At 71.3% G+C, this 15,107-nt stretch carries 16 protein-coding genes; 5 read left to right on the top strand and 11 right to left on the bottom strand.

From position 1 onward, the window contains the following. The first annotated feature begins 159 nt into the window (after positions 1 to 159). Positions 160 to 1,650 carry a gluconokinase gene (locus MU407_RS09865; RefSeq protein WP_246957036.1) on the top strand — a complete coding sequence of 497 codons (1,491 nt, stop codon included), beginning with the start codon at positions 160 to 162 and terminating at the stop codon, positions 1,648 to 1,650. 107 nt (positions 1,651 to 1,757) lie between these two features. On the opposite strand, the gene MU407_RS09860 is transcribed toward MU407_RS09865, so the two are convergent. From MU407_RS09860 to MU407_RS09840, 5 genes are all read right to left on the bottom strand, one after another. Further along, on the bottom strand, positions 1,758 to 3,029 hold the full coding sequence (locus tag MU407_RS09860; protein WP_246957032.1) for a mannitol dehydrogenase family protein: 1,272 nt from the start codon (positions 3,027 to 3,029) through the stop codon (positions 1,758 to 1,760). After that, positions 3,029 to 4,471 carry a glucuronate isomerase gene (gene uxaC / locus MU407_RS09855; RefSeq protein WP_246957030.1) on the bottom strand — a complete coding sequence of 481 codons (1,443 nt, stop codon included), beginning with the start codon at positions 4,469 to 4,471 and terminating at the stop codon, positions 3,029 to 3,031. Before uxaC ends, MU407_RS09860 begins: the two co-directional genes overlap by 1 nt. A 96-nt stretch (positions 4,472 to 4,567) precedes the next feature. Next, positions 4,568 to 5,572, bottom strand: coding sequence for a LacI family DNA-binding transcriptional regulator (locus MU407_RS09850; RefSeq protein WP_102235646.1), 1,005 nt, complete (start codon positions 5,570 to 5,572; stop codon positions 4,568 to 4,570). Between the two features lie 149 nt (positions 5,573 to 5,721). Next, a complete protein-coding gene (locus tag MU407_RS09845) occupies positions 5,722 to 6,045 on the bottom strand; it encodes an SMR family transporter (RefSeq protein ID WP_246957026.1) in 324 nt (107 codons plus the stop codon). Beyond that, positions 6,042 to 6,458: an SMR family transporter gene (locus MU407_RS09840; RefSeq protein WP_281507836.1), complete on the bottom strand. Its 417-nt coding sequence runs from the start codon at positions 6,456 to 6,458 to the stop codon at positions 6,042 to 6,044. Before MU407_RS09840 ends, MU407_RS09845 begins: the two co-directional genes overlap by 4 nt. Positions 6,459 to 6,651: 193 nt before the next feature. On the opposite strand from MU407_RS09840, the gene MU407_RS09835 reads away from it, so the two are divergent. Then, a complete protein-coding gene (locus tag MU407_RS09835) occupies positions 6,652 to 7,038 on the top strand; it encodes a BlaI/MecI/CopY family transcriptional regulator (protein ID WP_246957020.1) in 387 nt (128 codons plus the stop codon). Between the two features lie 140 nt (positions 7,039 to 7,178). Here the strand turns inward: MU407_RS09835 and MU407_RS09830 are convergent, their stop codons facing one another. The 6 genes from MU407_RS09830 to MU407_RS09805 form a co-directional block, all read right to left on the bottom strand. Then, a complete protein-coding gene (locus MU407_RS09830) occupies positions 7,179 to 8,423 on the bottom strand; it encodes a PQQ-like beta-propeller repeat protein (protein ID WP_246957016.1) in 1,245 nt (414 codons plus the stop codon). Further along, a complete protein-coding gene (locus tag MU407_RS09825; protein WP_246957013.1) occupies positions 8,420 to 9,253 on the bottom strand; it encodes a cytochrome c biogenesis CcdA family protein in 834 nt (277 codons plus the stop codon). The genes MU407_RS09830 and MU407_RS09825 overlap by 4 nt, the downstream gene beginning before the upstream one ends. 1 nt (position 9,254) lies before the next feature. Continuing rightward, a complete protein-coding gene (locus MU407_RS09820) occupies positions 9,255 to 10,019 on the bottom strand; it encodes a thioredoxin domain-containing protein (RefSeq protein WP_102235640.1) in 765 nt (254 codons plus the stop codon). A 63-nt stretch (positions 10,020 to 10,082) separates the two neighbouring features. Further along, complete coding sequence (gene larB, locus MU407_RS09815; RefSeq protein ID WP_246957010.1) at positions 10,083 to 10,808, bottom strand: nickel pincer cofactor biosynthesis protein LarB; 726 nt, start codon at positions 10,806 to 10,808, stop codon at positions 10,083 to 10,085. Next, positions 10,801 to 11,640, bottom strand: coding sequence for an ATP-dependent sacrificial sulfur transferase LarE (gene larE / locus MU407_RS09810; protein ID WP_246957006.1), 840 nt, complete (start codon positions 11,638 to 11,640; stop codon positions 10,801 to 10,803). Before larE ends, larB begins: the two co-directional genes overlap by 8 nt. Continuing rightward, entirely contained in the window at positions 11,637 to 12,974 is a 1,338-nt protein-coding gene (locus tag MU407_RS09805) for a lactate racemase domain-containing protein (RefSeq protein WP_246957003.1), read from the bottom strand. Before MU407_RS09805 ends, larE begins: the two co-directional genes overlap by 4 nt. Positions 12,975 to 13,323: 349 nt before the next feature. Here MU407_RS09805 and MU407_RS09800 point away from each other — a divergent pair, with 349 nt between their 5' ends. The 3 genes from MU407_RS09800 to MU407_RS09790 all read left to right on the top strand — a co-directional run. Further along, positions 13,324 to 13,917, top strand: a complete 594-nt coding sequence (locus MU407_RS09800; RefSeq protein WP_246957000.1) for a DUF1349 domain-containing protein — start codon at positions 13,324 to 13,326, stop codon at positions 13,915 to 13,917. 10 nt (positions 13,918 to 13,927) lie between these two features. Beyond that, positions 13,928 to 14,734 carry an NUDIX hydrolase gene (locus tag MU407_RS09795; RefSeq protein ID WP_246956998.1) on the top strand — a complete coding sequence of 269 codons (807 nt, stop codon included), beginning with the start codon at positions 13,928 to 13,930 and terminating at the stop codon, positions 14,732 to 14,734. A 41-nt stretch (positions 14,735 to 14,775) separates the two neighbouring features. Beyond that, positions 14,776 to 15,107: type II toxin-antitoxin system Phd/YefM family antitoxin (locus tag MU407_RS09790; protein ID WP_246956996.1), on the top strand; the 332-nt coding region annotated here is incomplete at its 3' end.

Raw genomic sequence — 15,107 nt, 5'->3', positions numbered from 1 at the left:
CGTAGTGCGGGTCTCAAGCCTGATACGGCACTGACACCCGCGGTAGCCCGGGGTAAGTGGTGGCGGGCGGGTGCGTGGCAACCGGTGGCCTGCCCCTGACGCGGCTCGCGGGGCGTTTCTATGCTGGGCGCATACCCGCAACGCGAGCAGGAGACGACGATGCCCCGCTTCAACATCCCCGCCGAAGACGCCCAGGGACCGCTGGTCGTCGGGATCGACATCGGCTCGGGCGGCACCCGCGCCGCCGTGTACGACGTCAGCGGACGCGAGGTCGGCAAGCTTCAGCACAAGGAGACCCACTCCTTCACAAGCGCTGATGACGGCACCTCCACGATCGACGCCGATCAGGTCGTCGCCGAAGTCCGCACCGCTCTCGAGGCGGTGCTCCACGGCACGGATCTGCCGGGGCAGGTGCTCGCCATCGGCGTGGACACCTTCGCCTCCTCCCTCATTGCGGTGGATGCGGCAGGCCGCGCCCTCACCCCCTGCATCACCTACGCGGACACCCGCTGCCAGCACCAGGTTGACGCGCTCGCCGAGCAGCTGGATGTGGAGCAGCTGCATGAGCGCACCGGGGCACGTCTGCACTCGAGCTACACCGCGCCGCGGATCGCGTGGCTGCGCGAGGAGCACCCCGAGGTGTTCGCGCGCACCGCGCGGTTCATGGCGCTCGGGGAGTACATCGCCGCGCAGCTGCTGGGCACGCCGGCGCTCGGCACCGCCTCCGCGGCCTGGTCGGGCATGATCGACCGCCGCAGCGGGGACTACGTGCCCGAGCTGTTGGATGCGGTGGGCATCAGCGAGGACATGATGGGGCGGTCGATGGATCCGTCGGACGCTGTGCCGGTGAGCGGGACGGAGCTCGCCGCGCGGTTCCCGCAGCTGGAGCAGGCCGTGTGGGTCCCGGTGGTGGGCGATGGCCTGGCTGCGAACCTGGGCATCGGGGCGCTGGGTCCGGGGACCTGGGGCATCTCCACCGCGACCTCCGGGGCGATCCGGCAGCTGCTGAACACCGAGATCCCCACCCTGCCCTCCGGGCTGTGGGCCTACCGGGTGGATCAGCAGCGCACGCTCGTGGGCTCGGCCATGAGCGACTGCGGGCGCGTGCTGGACTGGTGCCGCCAGCAGCTGGGGATGCCCTACGAGATCGAGACCCTGGATACGCAGACGCTGTTCGCAGCGCCCCCATCGGCCGGGACACCGCTCATGGTGCCGTTCCTCTCCGGGGAGCGGGGCACGAAGTGGCGGGGCGGCGCCCGGGCGGTGATGGCGAACATCAGTGCCTCCACTACCTGGCAGGACATGCTGCGCGGGGCGATGGAGGGCGTGGCGCTGAGCTTCCTGCGCATTGCCGACCAGATGCGCGAGGCCGGTGGTGAGCCGGAGCGGATCGTGCTCTCCGGCGGCATGACCGGTGTGGTGCCGGCGTGGCTGCACCTGCTGTCCGATGCCCTCGGCGCGCCGATCGACCACGTGGCGATCTCCCGCTCCACCATGCGCGGCGCCGCCGTCCTGGCCCTCGAGCAGGCCGCTCCAGAGCAGGCCGTGGCCGAGGCGCCCGTGCTGCGGCATGTGGAGCCGGTGGCCGCGCACCAGGACTACTACCGCGAACGCCTCGAACGCTTCGAAGCCCTGGCCGACCTGGCGTGAGCGGCGGGCAGGGCACGCCCACCCCCGCACGTTTTCGGGTGCTGCGTACCAAAACTGGCACGCAGCACCCGAAAACGCGCATCAGGTTGAGGGCGGCAGGCGCCTCCTCACCCTCGCGGCAGGCGCGGCTCCTCGGCGAGGACGGCGTCCACCAGGGGGTCGTCGGACGCAACGCCCAGGAGGTCCAGCAGCGCCACCACGCGCTCGCGGTCCTCCTCGCGCCCCGCGGCGGCAGCGATCGCTTCGCCCTGCGGGTCGGCGATCTCATGGCCGTCGCGCGCCCGCTGCGTGACCCAGCTGGTCCACGCGGCCACGGCGGCGGTCTCCCCCGGCGACTGCTCCGGCCCACCGAGCTCGGCGATCACGGGCAGTGCCCGCACCGGCAGCTTCGCCGACCCATCAGCGGCGATGCGAATCAGCTGATCAGCCAGCCGCGGGTTGCGGAACCGCTCCTCAAGCGCCGCGGTGTAGGCATCGAGCTCCGCGGTCGGCAGTGGCAGGGTCTGGCGGGCCTCATCCCACAGCCGCTCTACCAGGGCGCGCACCTCACGATGGGCGATCGCTTCGTCGACGCGCTCCACGCCCGCCACCTGCCCGGCGTAGGCCATGAGGCTGTGGGCGCCGTTGAGCAGCCGCAGCTTGCGCAGCTCATGGACCTCGACGTCGTCGGTCAGCTGCGCCCCGGCCTTCTCCCAGGCGGGGCGGCGGCCGCGGAAACGGTCCTCGATGACCCACTCGGTGAACGGCTCGGTGACCACCGGCGCAGCGTCGACGAAACCGGTCTGCTCGCGCACCACCTCGGCGGCCGCGTCATCGGCGCTCGGGGTGATGCGGTCCACCATGGTGGAGATGACGTCGACGTGCTCGTCGAACCAGGCGCGGGTGGGCTCATCGCAGGCAGCGAGCACGGCCTCGCGCAGCACCTGCCCATTGCCCGTCAGGTTGTCGCAGCTGACCAGGGCGATCGGCTCCTCCACCCCGGCTTCACGGCGCGCCTTCAGCCCGAGCGCAATGCGCGCGGGGGCAGAGCTCTCCGGGTCGGAGCCGGCGGCGTAGCCCTTCTCGGTGATGGTCAGAGTGACCACGGCCGTGAAGGGGTCGGCGAGCAGGGCCACGAGGGTGTCGATGTCGCCCGCGGGGTGGACCTCGTCGATCACGTCGATCAGCGAGACCTCATCCCCCTCGGCGCCGCGCACGATCAGCCCATAGCGCCCGTCCTGGGCGTTCAGCAGATCGGCCATGCGGGCGGAGCGGCCGGTGAAGGCGACGACGGACCAGCCGCCAGCCGCGGCGGTCGCGGCGAGGGTGTGGGCGCGGGCGAAGTTGCCGATGCCCAGGTGGACCAGGCGGCCCTCATCGGACGGGGCGGGGGCGTTCATCAGGCCTTCTCCTTCGTCGTCACGGCGTCGAGGCGGAACACCTCGCGCGGCTGCTGGACGGGCAGGGTGGCGGCGAGCTGCTCGGCATCCTCGAGGCGGATGCGATGCTCGGCGACCAGCCCCGCGAGATGGTGGGCGTCCAGGCGGCGGGCCATGTCGTGCCGCGCGGGGATGGAGCAGAACGCGCGAGTGTCGTCAATGAAGCCGCTGGTGCGGGTGTAGCCGATGGTCTCGGAGACGGCTCGGCGGTAGCGCAGGATTGCATCGGGCGCATCGATGAACCACCAGGGGGCACCGGCGAACACCGAGGGGTACACCCCGGCCAGCGGCGCGACCTCGCGGGACAGGACGGTCTCGTCGATCGTGAACAGGACCAGGCGGAAGTTCTCCGCATGGCCGACGTCGTTCAGGACCGGCCGGAGGTGGTTCACGTAGTCCACGGCGACGGGGATGTCGAAGCCGATGTCGGCGCCGAACTGCTCGAGCATGGCGTCGCTGTGGTTGCGGGAGACCGCCGGGTGCAGCGTCATGACCAGGCCGTCCTCGGCGGCCAGGCGCGCCTGGTCGGCCAGCAGGTGGCGGCGCAGCGCGACCGCGTCGGTCTCAGCGATCTGTCCGCTGCGTGCGCTCGCGTAGAGGCGCCGGGCGTCCTCGAGGTCCAGCCGCTGTGTGCCGGGGTCGAGGTGGGAGTGGTCGGAGGAGACGGCGCCGTGGTCGCGGAAGTACAGGCGGCGCACGCACATGGCCTCGAGGTGGCCGTCATAGGTGCTGGTGTCCACGTCGGCGGCCTCGCCGAGCGCATCGGTCAGCTCACGGAAATCGGCGCGGGCGGGCTCGAGGTAGCGGTCGGGCCGGAACGTGGGGATGACGCGGCCGGTGAAGGAGTCATCGGCGGCCAGCGCATCATGCGGGGCCAGGTCATCCACCGGGTCATCGGTGGTGGCGAGCACCTCGATGCCGAAGCGATCGAACAGGGCGCGGGGCCGGAACTCGGGCTGGGCGAGCTGCTCGGCGATCGCGTCGTACATCGCATCGGCGGTGCGGGGACTGAGCACGGTCGTCAGCCCGAACACCTCGGCGAACTCGTGCTCCATCCAGTAGCGCGAGGGGGTGCCGGCGTAGGCGTGCCAGTGCTCGGCCAGCAGATGCCAGGCACGGCGGGAGGCCTGATCGTCCAGAGGCGCCTGTCCCACGCCGAGGTCTGCGAGGTCCACGCCGCGGGCGTGCATGAGGCGGTTGACGTAGTGGTCGGGGGTGATGAACAGCGAGGTGGGGTCACGGAACGGCTCATCGTCCAGCAGCAGCCGCGGATCCACGTGGCCGTGCGGGGAGACGATCGGCTGGTCCTTCTGCAGCTGGTAGAGGCCGCGCGCGATGTCCCGCACAGCGGGATCGGCGGGCAGCAGTCGATCGGGATGCGGAGTGAAGGCGTCGTTGCTCATGGGGCCCATCCTCGCAATGCGGGCTCGCGCGCAGGGCTGGTTGCCCGCAATTGCCGCGTTTCCGCGGCGTCCCGAACTATCCGAGACGACCCCGGACTACCGGGCATCTTCGCGCGGGCCGGTGGTGCCGCGCGGCATGAGGCGCACCGGCAGGGACCCCTCCACGGGGGTGCGGTGGGCCGACGGGTTCTCGATGCGGCGCACCAAACGCTCCACGGCGGCGCGGCCCTGGGCGCGCTTGGGGCTGACGATGGTGGTCAGCCCTCCGCCGATCAGGCGGGCGAGCTGGATGTCGTCGTGCCCTATGACCGACAGCTGCCCGGGCACGCGGATCCCGACGCGCAGCGCGGCGACCAGGAACCCGAAGGCGATGAGGTCGTTGTAGCAGATCACGGCATGCGGGAGGGTGTCTCGCAGCTCCTCGAAGGCCTGCTCACCGCCGGCGATGGTGGGGGCGAAGGGGCCGTGGCGCTGGATGGGCAGGCCGTGATGGCGGGCGGCGTCGCGAGCGGCGCGCCACCGCTCCCCGTCGGACCAGGAGTTCACGGGGCCGGCCACATAGGTGATGGTCCGCAGCCCGTTCTCGTCGAGGTGGGCGATGGCTTGGGACATGCCGTGCTCGAAGTCCGGGGTGACGGAGTCCAGTCCGGCCACCCGCCGGTTCATGACCACGACGGGGATGCGTTTGGTCAGGTGGTTCAGGGCGGCGTCGGACAGTCGGGTGCCAGAGAGCACGAGGCCGTCCACGACGTTCACGGCGCTTTCGAGGCTCGTGCGCTCGCGCGCCTCATCCTCCACGGTGTCCAGCAGCAGCAGCAGGTATTCGAGCTCGTGGGCGGCCTCCTGCATGCCGGAGACCAGTTCGGCGAAGTAGGGATTGGTGAGGTCGGCGACCTCGATGCCGAGGCGGTGGTGGCGGTGGGTGCGCTCTTGGGACGGGGGCGCGTCGGTGCGGTACCCGAGGACCTTGGCCGCAGCCATGACCTTGGCGTGGGTGGCGGCGCTGACGCGGCCGGGGCGGGAGAAAGCGCGAGAGACCGTGGAGGGAGCGACACCTGCCTGCGTGGCGACGTCATAGATCGTCACGCGCTTACGGCTCATCGGGTCTCCTCCCGGCGGTGGCGGCCAACTGGTCGGCGGGCGCTCCTGCGCGCACCGATAGGGTCACACTCTAACGGCAACCTGTGGCAACCATCTCTCAGGCCGCGCCGGTGATCTTCAGGCAGTACCGCTCTTTCTCCGGCGGCGTCTCAGACGCTGCCGCCGATCTCGATCAGCAGCACCCCCACCGCGATCAGTCCCATCCCGCTGAGCATGAGCGGAGTGAGAGGCTCTCGAAACAGGACGCGGGAGGCCAGAGCGGTCAGGGTGATCCCGAGAGCGGTCCAGATCCCGTAGGCCACGCCGAGGGGCATCCCCGCGGCGAGGGCCCCGGACAGCAGGACGAACGCGACGACGTAGCCGCCCGCGACCACGACGTACCAGCGGCGGGCGCCGTGGGCGGCGGCCCGCAGCGACAGAGTGCCGATGACCTCGGCGAGGACTGCGCCGAGCAGCAGCAGCCAGGCGCTCATGCGTCGCGCTCCCGGGTGCGACGCGGGGCGGTATGCCCCGGGGCCGCCGGACCTGCGCTCGCCGGGACGGCAGCTGGCACCGGTGCCGCCTGGGGAGCAGCGCGCACGGCCCCGAGCTCGACGAGCACCACCCCGGCCGCGACCAGCACGATCCCCGTGATCTTCAGGGCTGTGAACATCTCGCCGAACAGCAGCGCGGACAGCACTGCGGTGAGCACCACGCCGCAGGCGCCCCAGATGCCATAGGCGACCCCCAGGCCCATTCCGCGGCGCAGCACCTGCACGAGCAGCCCATAGGAGGCGAGATACCCGGCGACGACGACGACATACAGCCCCGGGTGGTCCAGCGCTCCGCGCAATGACAGGGTCGCCGCGGCCTCCGTGAGGATCGCTCCGAGCAGCAGCAGCCACATGGTCACAGCTCTCCTCCTGCGCGGGATGACGGCGAGGATCCTATCCCCCAGGTCACGGTCGGCGCTGACACCTCCCCCACTGCTCGACTATGCTCAATAGTCGACAGAAGCTGGCGGCGCATACCGCCCGTGCAGGCCAGCGACGCAGATCGCCGGCGATGACCGGCAAGAGCGCCCGGCAGGAGGTCTCGGTATGAGCACCACGCAGACTCCGGTCCATGTGCCGCTCGGCGCCCTTGAACGGCAGGTGATGGAGGTGCTGTGGGATCGTGATGACCTCACGGTGCGGGACCTCATCGCGGCGCTCGGCGGCCATCACGCCTATACGACGATCGCAACGGTGCTGGCGAACCTGGAGCGCAAGGGCCTGACGCTGAATCGGCATGAGGGGCGCAGCGCCCTGCATTCGGCGCAGTACACGCGCTGCGAGTATGCGGCGCGGGCCATGGAGCAGGCGCTCGTGGACTCCCCGGATCACCGCAAGGTGTTCACGCGGCTGCTGCGCCGTATGGATCGGGAGGATCTGGCGCTGCTGCGCGAGTGCCTGAGCGACGAGGACGAGCCGCGAGACGAGCCGTGAGCGGAGTCGCGCGCCGAGCGGTGAGCGGGGCCGCGCGCTGGGGCACACGCTGAGCCACGAGCTGAGCGAGTCCGCGCCTCGTCGGCCCACTCCCCACCTCTCAGCGAGTCCCGGAACCTCTCAGCAGACCCCAAAACCCCTCAGCGGGTCCCGAAGTCCGGGTCGAACTCGGTGGTGACCAGGTAGCGCGCCTCGTCATCCACCCGGATGGCGGCGGCGGAGTCCGCGGTGAACAGCTCGGGCACCGCGAGCGGCGCGTCCTTGTCCACGTCGTAGGGGTGGACCATGGTGCCCTGTTTGCTGTCCAGCACCACGAGCGTGCCCTCCTGCGGCCGCACGGCGTAGACCAGGCGCTCCCCGGCGGTGAGGAAGGCCAGCGGCTCGGGGTCCTGGTGGCGCCACAGCTCCTCGCCCTCCGCGTCCAGGCCCCGCACGAGCGGCCCGGCGGCGACGACCGTCACCTCCATGACATGGTCGCGGGCCACCGCATCGGCCTTCTCGGCGCGGATCGTGCCGTCGGCCAAGTCCACCACGGTGCCGGCCGCGTCGTCGTCGGTCACCACGGCCCAGCCGGTCGCGGAGTCGATCTCGCACGGTACCCATGCGGCGGCCGCTTCGAGGCCGCCCGGTAGGTCGATCCGCCACAGCTCAGCGTCATCGGGGCCGAGTGCCACGAGCTCCTGACCTGCGGTGTGCAGGATGGTCCCGGCGTGCTCGGCGAGGATCCGCCCGCCGTCGAGGTCCTCTTCGGCCAGGCGCCGCGATCCCGAGCCGGCGTCGAGCACCGCGCGGGAGCCGGGCTCGCCGATCACCAGGCCCGGCCCGGTCACGGCCCCGGCCACGCCGGTCCACAGCTGGGCGCCGGTGCGCACGTCGTAGCCGGCAAGGACGCTGATCAGCTCCCCGTCGGTGCTCTCATCCACGGAGGCGAGCACCGCCACGGGGCGGTCGCCGTCCCGAGTGAGCGCCGCCGCGGTGCAGCCCAGGGGGCGCTCGGCCGTCCACAGCACGGTGCCGTCCTGCTTCACCGCGGTGAACTGCAGGCGATCCTCGGCGTTCGCGTATCCCAGCAGGTGCCCGCCCAGGCAGAGCGGGGTGGCGCTCCAGCCGGGGTCCACCACGATCATCGGCTCCATCTCGAGCGGAACGCTGAGGGTGGAGAAGTCCACCACCTCGGCGCGCTCGTGGACCTCCACCGGGTCCGGGGCGAGGTCCGCGGGCGGGCTCGAGAGCTCCGCACCGCCCGGCTCCTGCGGCGCGGGCTCCTCGTCATCGCCGGTGCAGGCGGCGAGCGCACCCATGGGCAGCAGCGCCAGGAGGGCCCGGCGCGGCATCGGGCGCAGAGCCGGGGCTCCGGTCCGATGGGGCGTGCGGTACGGGGTCATCGGCGGGCTCCGGATCGGTGGCGCCACCAGGCTGCCAGTGCAATCGCCCCCAGCAGCAGGATCACGGCGATCTGCACGGCCGGGTGGTCGAGTGCGCCGGTGCCGGCCTGCCAGCGGGACAGCAGTGCGGTGGGCACCAGGGAGGGCATGGTGACCAGGCCGTTGGTGGCCCAGAAGAGGATGCCGACACCGATGATCAGCGCGCCGGTCAGCAGGTTCGTGGTGTGCAGGGTGAGGGGGCCGACGGTCACGGTGCGCCCGCGCAGGACCCGTCGGCCCTTCTCGCCCAGCTGCTCCCAGAGGGCCGCGAGAACCATGAGCGGCACCACCATCCCGGCGCCGTAGACGGCCAGCAGCACCGCCGCCAGCGGCACGCTGCCCTGCCCGGCGGCGAGGGTGAGGACCGCCCCGAGGATGGGCCCGGCGCAGAACCCGGCCACGCCGCCCACGGCGCCCAGCAGGAAGGTGCGGATCATGCCGGGGGCCCGACGGGAGGAGGCCTGGCGGGCGCGGTCCATGCCGGGCACGGCGCGCGAGAGGTCCATGCCGAAGCCGAGGGCGTGGGCGATGCCCAGGGCGATCAGCACGATCGCGGTGATCACCACGACGGTGCTGCGGTGCTGCATGAACAGGGCGCCGAGGATCCCGGCCCCCACGCCGAGCGGCACGAGGGTGACCAGCAGGCCCAGGTAGAACATGGCGGCGTGCGGCAGCAGGCGGGCGCGCGAGGTGACGGTGGAGGCGAAGAATCCGGGCAGCAGCAGCGCCCCGCAGGGGCTCAGCAGGGACAGGGCGCCGCCCAAGAAGGCGGTCAGCAGGCCGACCTCCATCTCAGCCCTCCGCCGCCGCGAGCTTCTCGTCGACCATCCGGGTGAACTCCGCGGTGGGCTGCGCGCCGATGGTGGGGGTGCCGCCGATGATGAACGCGGGCGTGGACATGGTGCCCAGGTCCCAGCCCTGCTGCGCATTGGCGGCGATGACCTCGGCGGTCTGATCGGAGGTGAGGTCGGTGCGGAACTGCTCGACATCCAGGCCGAGCTCCTTCGCGGAGGCGACCAGGGCATCCTCGGACAGCTCGCCGCTGGAGCGGATCTCCCCCTCGGGGAACAGCGCCTCGTGGTACTCGAGGAAGGCGTCCTGCTGGGCGGCGGCGAGCAGGGCCTTGGCGGCGCGCTCGGAGTCATCGCCGTAGATGTTCACGTCCCGGAACTCGATGCGCAGATCACCGCGATCCACGTACTCCATGAGCACCGGCAGGGTTTCGTGGGACCAGCGCGCGCAGTACTGGCACTGGAAGTCGCTGAACACGACCATGCCCACGGGGGCGTCCACGGGGCCGACGGCCAGTAGGTCATCGGGGTCGCGGGCCTCTTCGGAGCTGAGGTCGGGGGTGGCCACGGAGTCGGGGTGCTCAACCGCCGCAGGCTCAGTGGCGGCGGTCTCCGCGGCGGCGGGATCGTCCCCGTCGGCCCCGGCGTTCAGCCAGATCACCACCCCGATCAGCAGTGCGACCACGGCGATGATCGCGACGGGGACCAGCCAGGCGCTGCTGCCGTCGCCGAGGTTCTGGGTCTGCTCGCGCTTGCCCGCTGCCATGCTCCGTCCATCCCCCATCCGGTGATTACTATCGGCGATAGTAGGCGGGGGGCCCGGTGAGTCTCAACCGCGGTGTGAGCCCTCGCTCGTCGGCGCCCAACGGGCAATCTGGGCGGCCAGATGCCCGGCGCCGTAGCCGTTGTCGATATTGACCACCCCGATGCCGGGGGCGCAGGCGGAGAGCATCGTGAGCGCGGCGGTGACACCGCCGCTCGCGACGCCGTAGCCGACGGAGGTGGGCAGCGCGACCACCGGGGCGCTGATCTGCCCGGCGATCACCGTGGGCAGGGCGCCATCCATCCCGGCGGCGACGACCACGCAGGCGGCCTCGCGCAGCTCGGGCAGGCGACGCTCAAGCCGGTGCAGCCCCGCGATGCCGATGTCGGCGATCAGACGGGTGGGACGGCCCAGGTAGCGGGCGGTGAGCTCGGCTTCGCGCGCCGCGGGCAGATCGCTCGTGCCAGCGCAGGCCACGATCACCAGGCCCCCGCTCGGCTCCGGGGCCTCTGCGGGCCAAGCGAGCAGGCGCGCGGCGGGATCATGGTGGGCGGCAGGCAGGGCAGCACGGATGGCAGCGGCCCGCTCGGCATCGGCGCGGGTGAACAGGATGGGGCCGACGTCAGCCGGGTCGCACCGGGCGTATTCAGCGGCGATGCGTGCCACCTGCTCGACGCTCTTGGCGTCGCACAGCACAGCCTCAGGGGCGCCGCGGCGGGCCCCGCGGTCCAGGTCCAGGTCCGCCAGGCCGTCGATCCGGCCGAGGTCCGGGTGGTGGCCGGGCTCAGCCACGCCCCACCACCTGCAGGTGGAACAGGCCCGAGCGGATGCCGTCGAGGTCCACGGTGACGTGGGCGAAACCGGCCTGCTTCCCGGCACGCAGCAGCTGTTCACGCAACTCCGGCTCGAGGGCGCGGGGCAGCTCGTCGCTCGGGAGCTCAAGACGGGCGATGCTGCCGTGGTGACGGACCCGGCAGTCGCTGAATCCGGCGGCGAACACCGCGTCCTCCAGCTCATCGATCTGCCGCAGCTTCTCGGGGGTGACGGGCTCGCCGAAGGGGACGCGGGAGGCCAGGCACGGGGCAGCGGGCTTGTCGGCCACGGGCAGGCCGAGCTCGCGGGCGGCCGCGCGCACATCGGCCTTGGTCATCCCGGCCCTCGCGAGTGGCCGCAGGACCTGGTGGCGGGTGGCGGCACCGGCGCCGGGCCGGTCGTGGCGCTGGGCATCGTCGGCGTTCTCGCCGTAGGCGACCGCGTCCAGGCAATGCTGGGCGATGATCTCCTCGTCGATGCGGGTGAACAGCTCGTCCTTGCAGTGGAAGCAGCGGGCGGCGTCGTTTTTGCGGTAGTCGGGGTTCTCGCCCTCATGGGTTTCGATCTCCACGACCTCGACGCCGATCACGGCGGCGACCTCATGGGCGAGACGGCGCTCCCGGCGGGCGAGCGAGGGCGAGATCCCCAGCAGCGGCACCACGTTCTCGGCGCCGAGCTCACGCACGGCGAGCGCGACGAGCACCGCGGAGTCCACGCCGCCGGAGTAGGCGACGCCCAGGCGGGAGATGCCCGCGAGCTGCTCAGCGACGGTGGGGTGGGCGGTGTCGGTCGGGGCGGGTCGGGCGGTCACTGGTCCTGCTTCTCGCTCGCGAGGCGGAACAGCACCTCACCGGCGTGGTCGATCACCAGGGTGTCGGGGTCCTCGCGCAGCGCCTCGATGTCCAGGCTCTCGGGGTCCATGTACAGCAGGTTGTACTCCTCGCAGACCTCCCGCGGGATGGAGGAGGCGACATAGCGGTTCACGCGCGGAAGCTCCTCACCGGTGGCGGGATCGTAGGTGCCCAGGCCCGTCACGTGCGTGGAGTGGGCGAGCTCGCCCCAGGGATGCTGCTCGAAGCGGTCCCACTGCTTCGTGAAGTACTCGATGGTGTGGTAGCCGATCTCGCGCAGCCCCGGGTGCATGGCAGCGACCTCGGTGATGTGCGGGGCGTAGATGATGACGTCGCCGCCGTCGGCGCACACCGGCTCGGACTTGTAGAAGCCCTTCGCGCCGGTCCACAGGTCGTCGTACATCTCCGGGACCAGGGCGACGATCCGCCGGTAGGGCTTGTCCACATAGGTGATGTGGGTCTGGGCGGAGATCTTCGCCATCGCAGCCCAGGCGGCCTGCGGGTCGCCGAACGCGACGGCGCCCAGGCCCTTCCCGCCCTCGGTGACGTCCATGGTGAAGCACAGCTTCTGGTTGTCGATGAGGTCGCTCGCGGCGTCGATGAGCTGGCGCACGGGGGTGATGCCGAGGGTGCCGATGATGCGGCTGGCGGTGATGAGCGCCCCCACCCAGTGCGAGATGTCGATGACGTCGTGGACGGAGCAGCCGGGGAAGAAGTACTTGTTGCCGCCGGAGAAGCCCACCACCTCATGCGGGAAGACCGGGCCGACGATGAGGTTGACGTCCGATTCGACGCACAGGCGGTTGATCTGCACGCGCATGGGCTGGTCGGTGAGCAGATTGCCGGTGAGCTCGGCGATGCGCTCAGCGGGGATCTCGCCGAGGTCGGCGATCGCGGACGGGTCATCCCAGGCGTGATTGACGACCTCCCAGCCGGGGTAGGTCGCGGCGGCGCCGCGCTCGGTGGCGCCCAGCAGCTGGTCGATCGCCTCCTCGCTCATCGCGGCGTGGGTGCCGAGTGCGATGAGCACGGTGACGGAGGCGGCGCGGCCGGCGAGGGCTTCGTGGATCGCAGGGAGCACGAGCGGCAGGGGCACGTTGCGGGTGCCGTCGGGAATGATCAGGCACACGCTCTTGCCGTCGAGGTCCTGGTCGTCCAGCTGCGCGGAGACGAAGTCGTGGATCTCCTGGTGGCTGAGGCTGCCCTCGGTGCCGCCGATCAGGGCGGCACGCTCGGCGAGCCCTGCGGGGATGGGGAGGATCTCAGGGCCGGGAGTCTGCGTCGTCTCGCTCATAGGTCCACTATGCGCGGCCGGTTGACGGCGGACAAGGACGGGCCAGGGGTTGCCGGGGGTGGGGCGGGGCAGAACCAGGGTCAGTCGGGCCAGGGCCAGCGCGGCACAGGCCGTGCCTCGCGCCACGCCTGAGCCCTGGACCGCGAGCGGAGGAAATTGACCTCTCAGCGACACGCGCCCTGCATAGTGCACGCACCGTGCCGCTCAGCGGTCGATTCCCTCCGCTGGTCCGCGTCCACGGACAGGATGGAGATTCCACGAACGGCACTCTCCTGACCGGCCGCCTGCATAGTGCACGCGGCCGGTCGCTGGAGTCCCTTCCGTGGAATCCAGCAGCTACCGTGACGGGATGACGACCCCGCACAGCACCCCGCGCCCCTGGGCTGACGGCCGCTGGACCACCCCTCCGGCCGCAGCGCGCACCGACGGTGAGGACCTGCTGGTCACGGCCGTGGAAGGCTCGGACGCCTGGCGGGTGACGAGCTACGGCTTCATCCACGACACCGAGCATGCGCTGCTGGCGCCCCTGGCCGAGGGTGAGGCCGTGGAGGTGTCCTTCCGCGGGGACCTGCCCAAGCAGTTCGATCAGGCCGGGGTGTTCGTGCGCGTGGATGCAGAGACCTGGGTGAAGGCGGGCCTCGAGCGCTCCGACGGGGTGCTGCAGCTGGGTGCGGTCGTGACCGCGGGGCGTTCGGACTGGTCGGTGGCCCCGGTCGATGACTGGGCGGGCCGCGAGGTGACGGTGCGGGTGAGCCGCACGGGAGATGCCCTCATCGTGCGCGCAGCCCCGGTGGGCGAGCCGTGGCAGTTCGTGCGGGTGACACCGCTGGATCCGGAGGCCGTGGCAGAGACCGGGCCGTTCCTGTGCGCGCCCACCCGCGCGGGGCTCGAGGTGCGCTTCACCGCCTGGCGCACGGGCCCAGCGGATGCATCCCTGCACTGAGTCTCGCGCCATGCCCAACCGATCACCCCTGCTCCCCTGCCTCCTGCGCGCCGGCCACCAGCTGCAGCGCCTCTGGTGGCGGGTGCGCCGACCGCGGACCTTCGGGGTGCAAGTGCTGCTGCGCCACCCCGACCGCTCGGGCCGTGTGCTCGCGGTGCGCCACTCCTACGCGGATCCCGAGCGCTGGACCCTGCCGGGCGGCGGGTACCGGCCGCGGCGTGAGAGCGCCCAGGACGCGGCGCGGCGTGAGGTGCGCGAGGAGCTGGGCCTGGAGGTCACCAGCACCCTCACCGTCCTCACCACGAAGGTCAGCTCCGCCTCCGGGAAGCGTGACACGGTCACCGTGCTCACCGGCACTGCGGCGAGCGCGGACGCGCACCTTTCCTACGAGCTGCGCGATGCTCGCTGGATACGCCCTGACCTCACGGACCTCGCGGGCGAGCCCACCTCGCAGTGGCTGCGCACGGCTCTCGAGCACGCGCCGGAGCGACCCCCGATCGTGTGCCTGTGCGGCTCGAGCCGCTTCCGGGACGCCTTCGCGCAGGCGAACTACGCGCTGACCCTGGCCGGGCAGATCGTGCTCAGCATCGGGGTGCCCACCCACGGAGCGGATGGGGAGGGCGTCTCACAGGGTTCGGCGGCGAAGATCGCGCTGGGTGAGTTGCACAAGCGCAAGATCGACCTGGCGGACTGGGTGTACGTGCTGGACGTGGACGGCTACATCGGCGAATCCACCCGCAGCGAGATCGCGTACGCCCAGCAGCACGGGAAGCCGGTGCGTTATCTGTCGCAGCAGCCTTTTGAACTGCCCGCCTAGATAATCGAAGACAATATTTCGCCGCGCTCTAGGCTGGCTGTATGAAGACCATCTCCATCGGGGAAATTCGCCAGAACCCCACACGGATGCTCCGTGACGTCGAATCGGGTGAGGCCTACTCCCTCACTCGCCACCATCGAGAGGTTGTGCGCATCATCCCCGTGGGCGGTGTGGCATCGATCCCGCCGCCCCGTCGGAGCGGGCGAGCTGACGTGCGCAACCTCCCGCGCGTCGAGCTTCCGGACGGTGGGCTTACCCTTCTGTTGTTGACACCTGAGATGGCGGGTCGTGGTGACCTGCGGGAGGTTGTCGTCATGAGGAAGCGGAAGAGCTATACGCCGGAGTATCGTCGGGAGGCGGCGGCTTTGGTGTT

Source organism: Brachybacterium sp. Marseille-Q7125 (assembly GCF_023062615.1).
Lineage (GTDB): Bacteria > Actinomycetota > Actinomycetes > Actinomycetales > Dermabacteraceae > Brachybacterium.
This window is presented reverse-complemented; position numbering and strand designations above follow the sequence as displayed.

Bases quoted from the DNA above. Each gene is read 5' to 3' on its own strand.
- MU407_RS09830 (WP_246957016.1), bottom strand. From the start codon at position 8,423: ATGACCCCGTACCGCACGCCCCATCGGACCGGAGCCCCGGCTCTGCGC.
- MU407_RS09825 (WP_246957013.1), bottom strand. From the start codon at position 9,253: ATGGAGGTCGGCCTGCTGACCGCCTTCTTGGGCGGCGCCCTGTCCCTG.
- MU407_RS09820 (WP_102235640.1), bottom strand. From the start codon at position 10,019: ATGGCAGCGGGCAAGCGCGAGCAGACCCAGAACCTCGGCGACGGCAGC.
- MU407_RS09840 (WP_281507836.1), bottom strand. From the start codon at position 6,458: ATGTGGCTGCTGCTGCTCGGAGCGATCCTCACGGAGGCCGCGGCGACC.
- MU407_RS09805 (WP_246957003.1), bottom strand. From the start codon at position 12,974: ATGAGCGAGACGACGCAGACTCCCGGCCCTGAGATCCTCCCCATCCCC.
- MU407_RS09835 (WP_246957020.1), top strand. From the start codon at position 6,652: ATGAGCACCACGCAGACTCCGGTCCATGTGCCGCTCGGCGCCCTTGAA.
- uxaC (WP_246957030.1), bottom strand. From the start codon at position 4,471: ATGAGCAACGACGCCTTCACTCCGCATCCCGATCGACTGCTGCCCGCC.
- MU407_RS09850 (WP_102235646.1), bottom strand. From the start codon at position 5,572: ATGAGCCGTAAGCGCGTGACGATCTATGACGTCGCCACGCAGGCAGGT.
- MU407_RS09800 (WP_246957000.1), top strand. From the start codon at position 13,324: ATGACGACCCCGCACAGCACCCCGCGCCCCTGGGCTGACGGCCGCTGG.
- MU407_RS09795 (WP_246956998.1), top strand. From the start codon at position 13,928: ATGCCCAACCGATCACCCCTGCTCCCCTGCCTCCTGCGCGCCGGCCAC.
- MU407_RS09860 (WP_246957032.1), bottom strand. From the start codon at position 3,029: ATGAACGCCCCCGCCCCGTCCGATGAGGGCCGCCTGGTCCACCTGGGC.
- MU407_RS09865 (WP_246957036.1), top strand. From the start codon at position 160: ATGCCCCGCTTCAACATCCCCGCCGAAGACGCCCAGGGACCGCTGGTC.
- MU407_RS09845 (WP_246957026.1), bottom strand. From the start codon at position 6,045: ATGAGCGCCTGGCTGCTGCTGCTCGGCGCAGTCCTCGCCGAGGTCATC.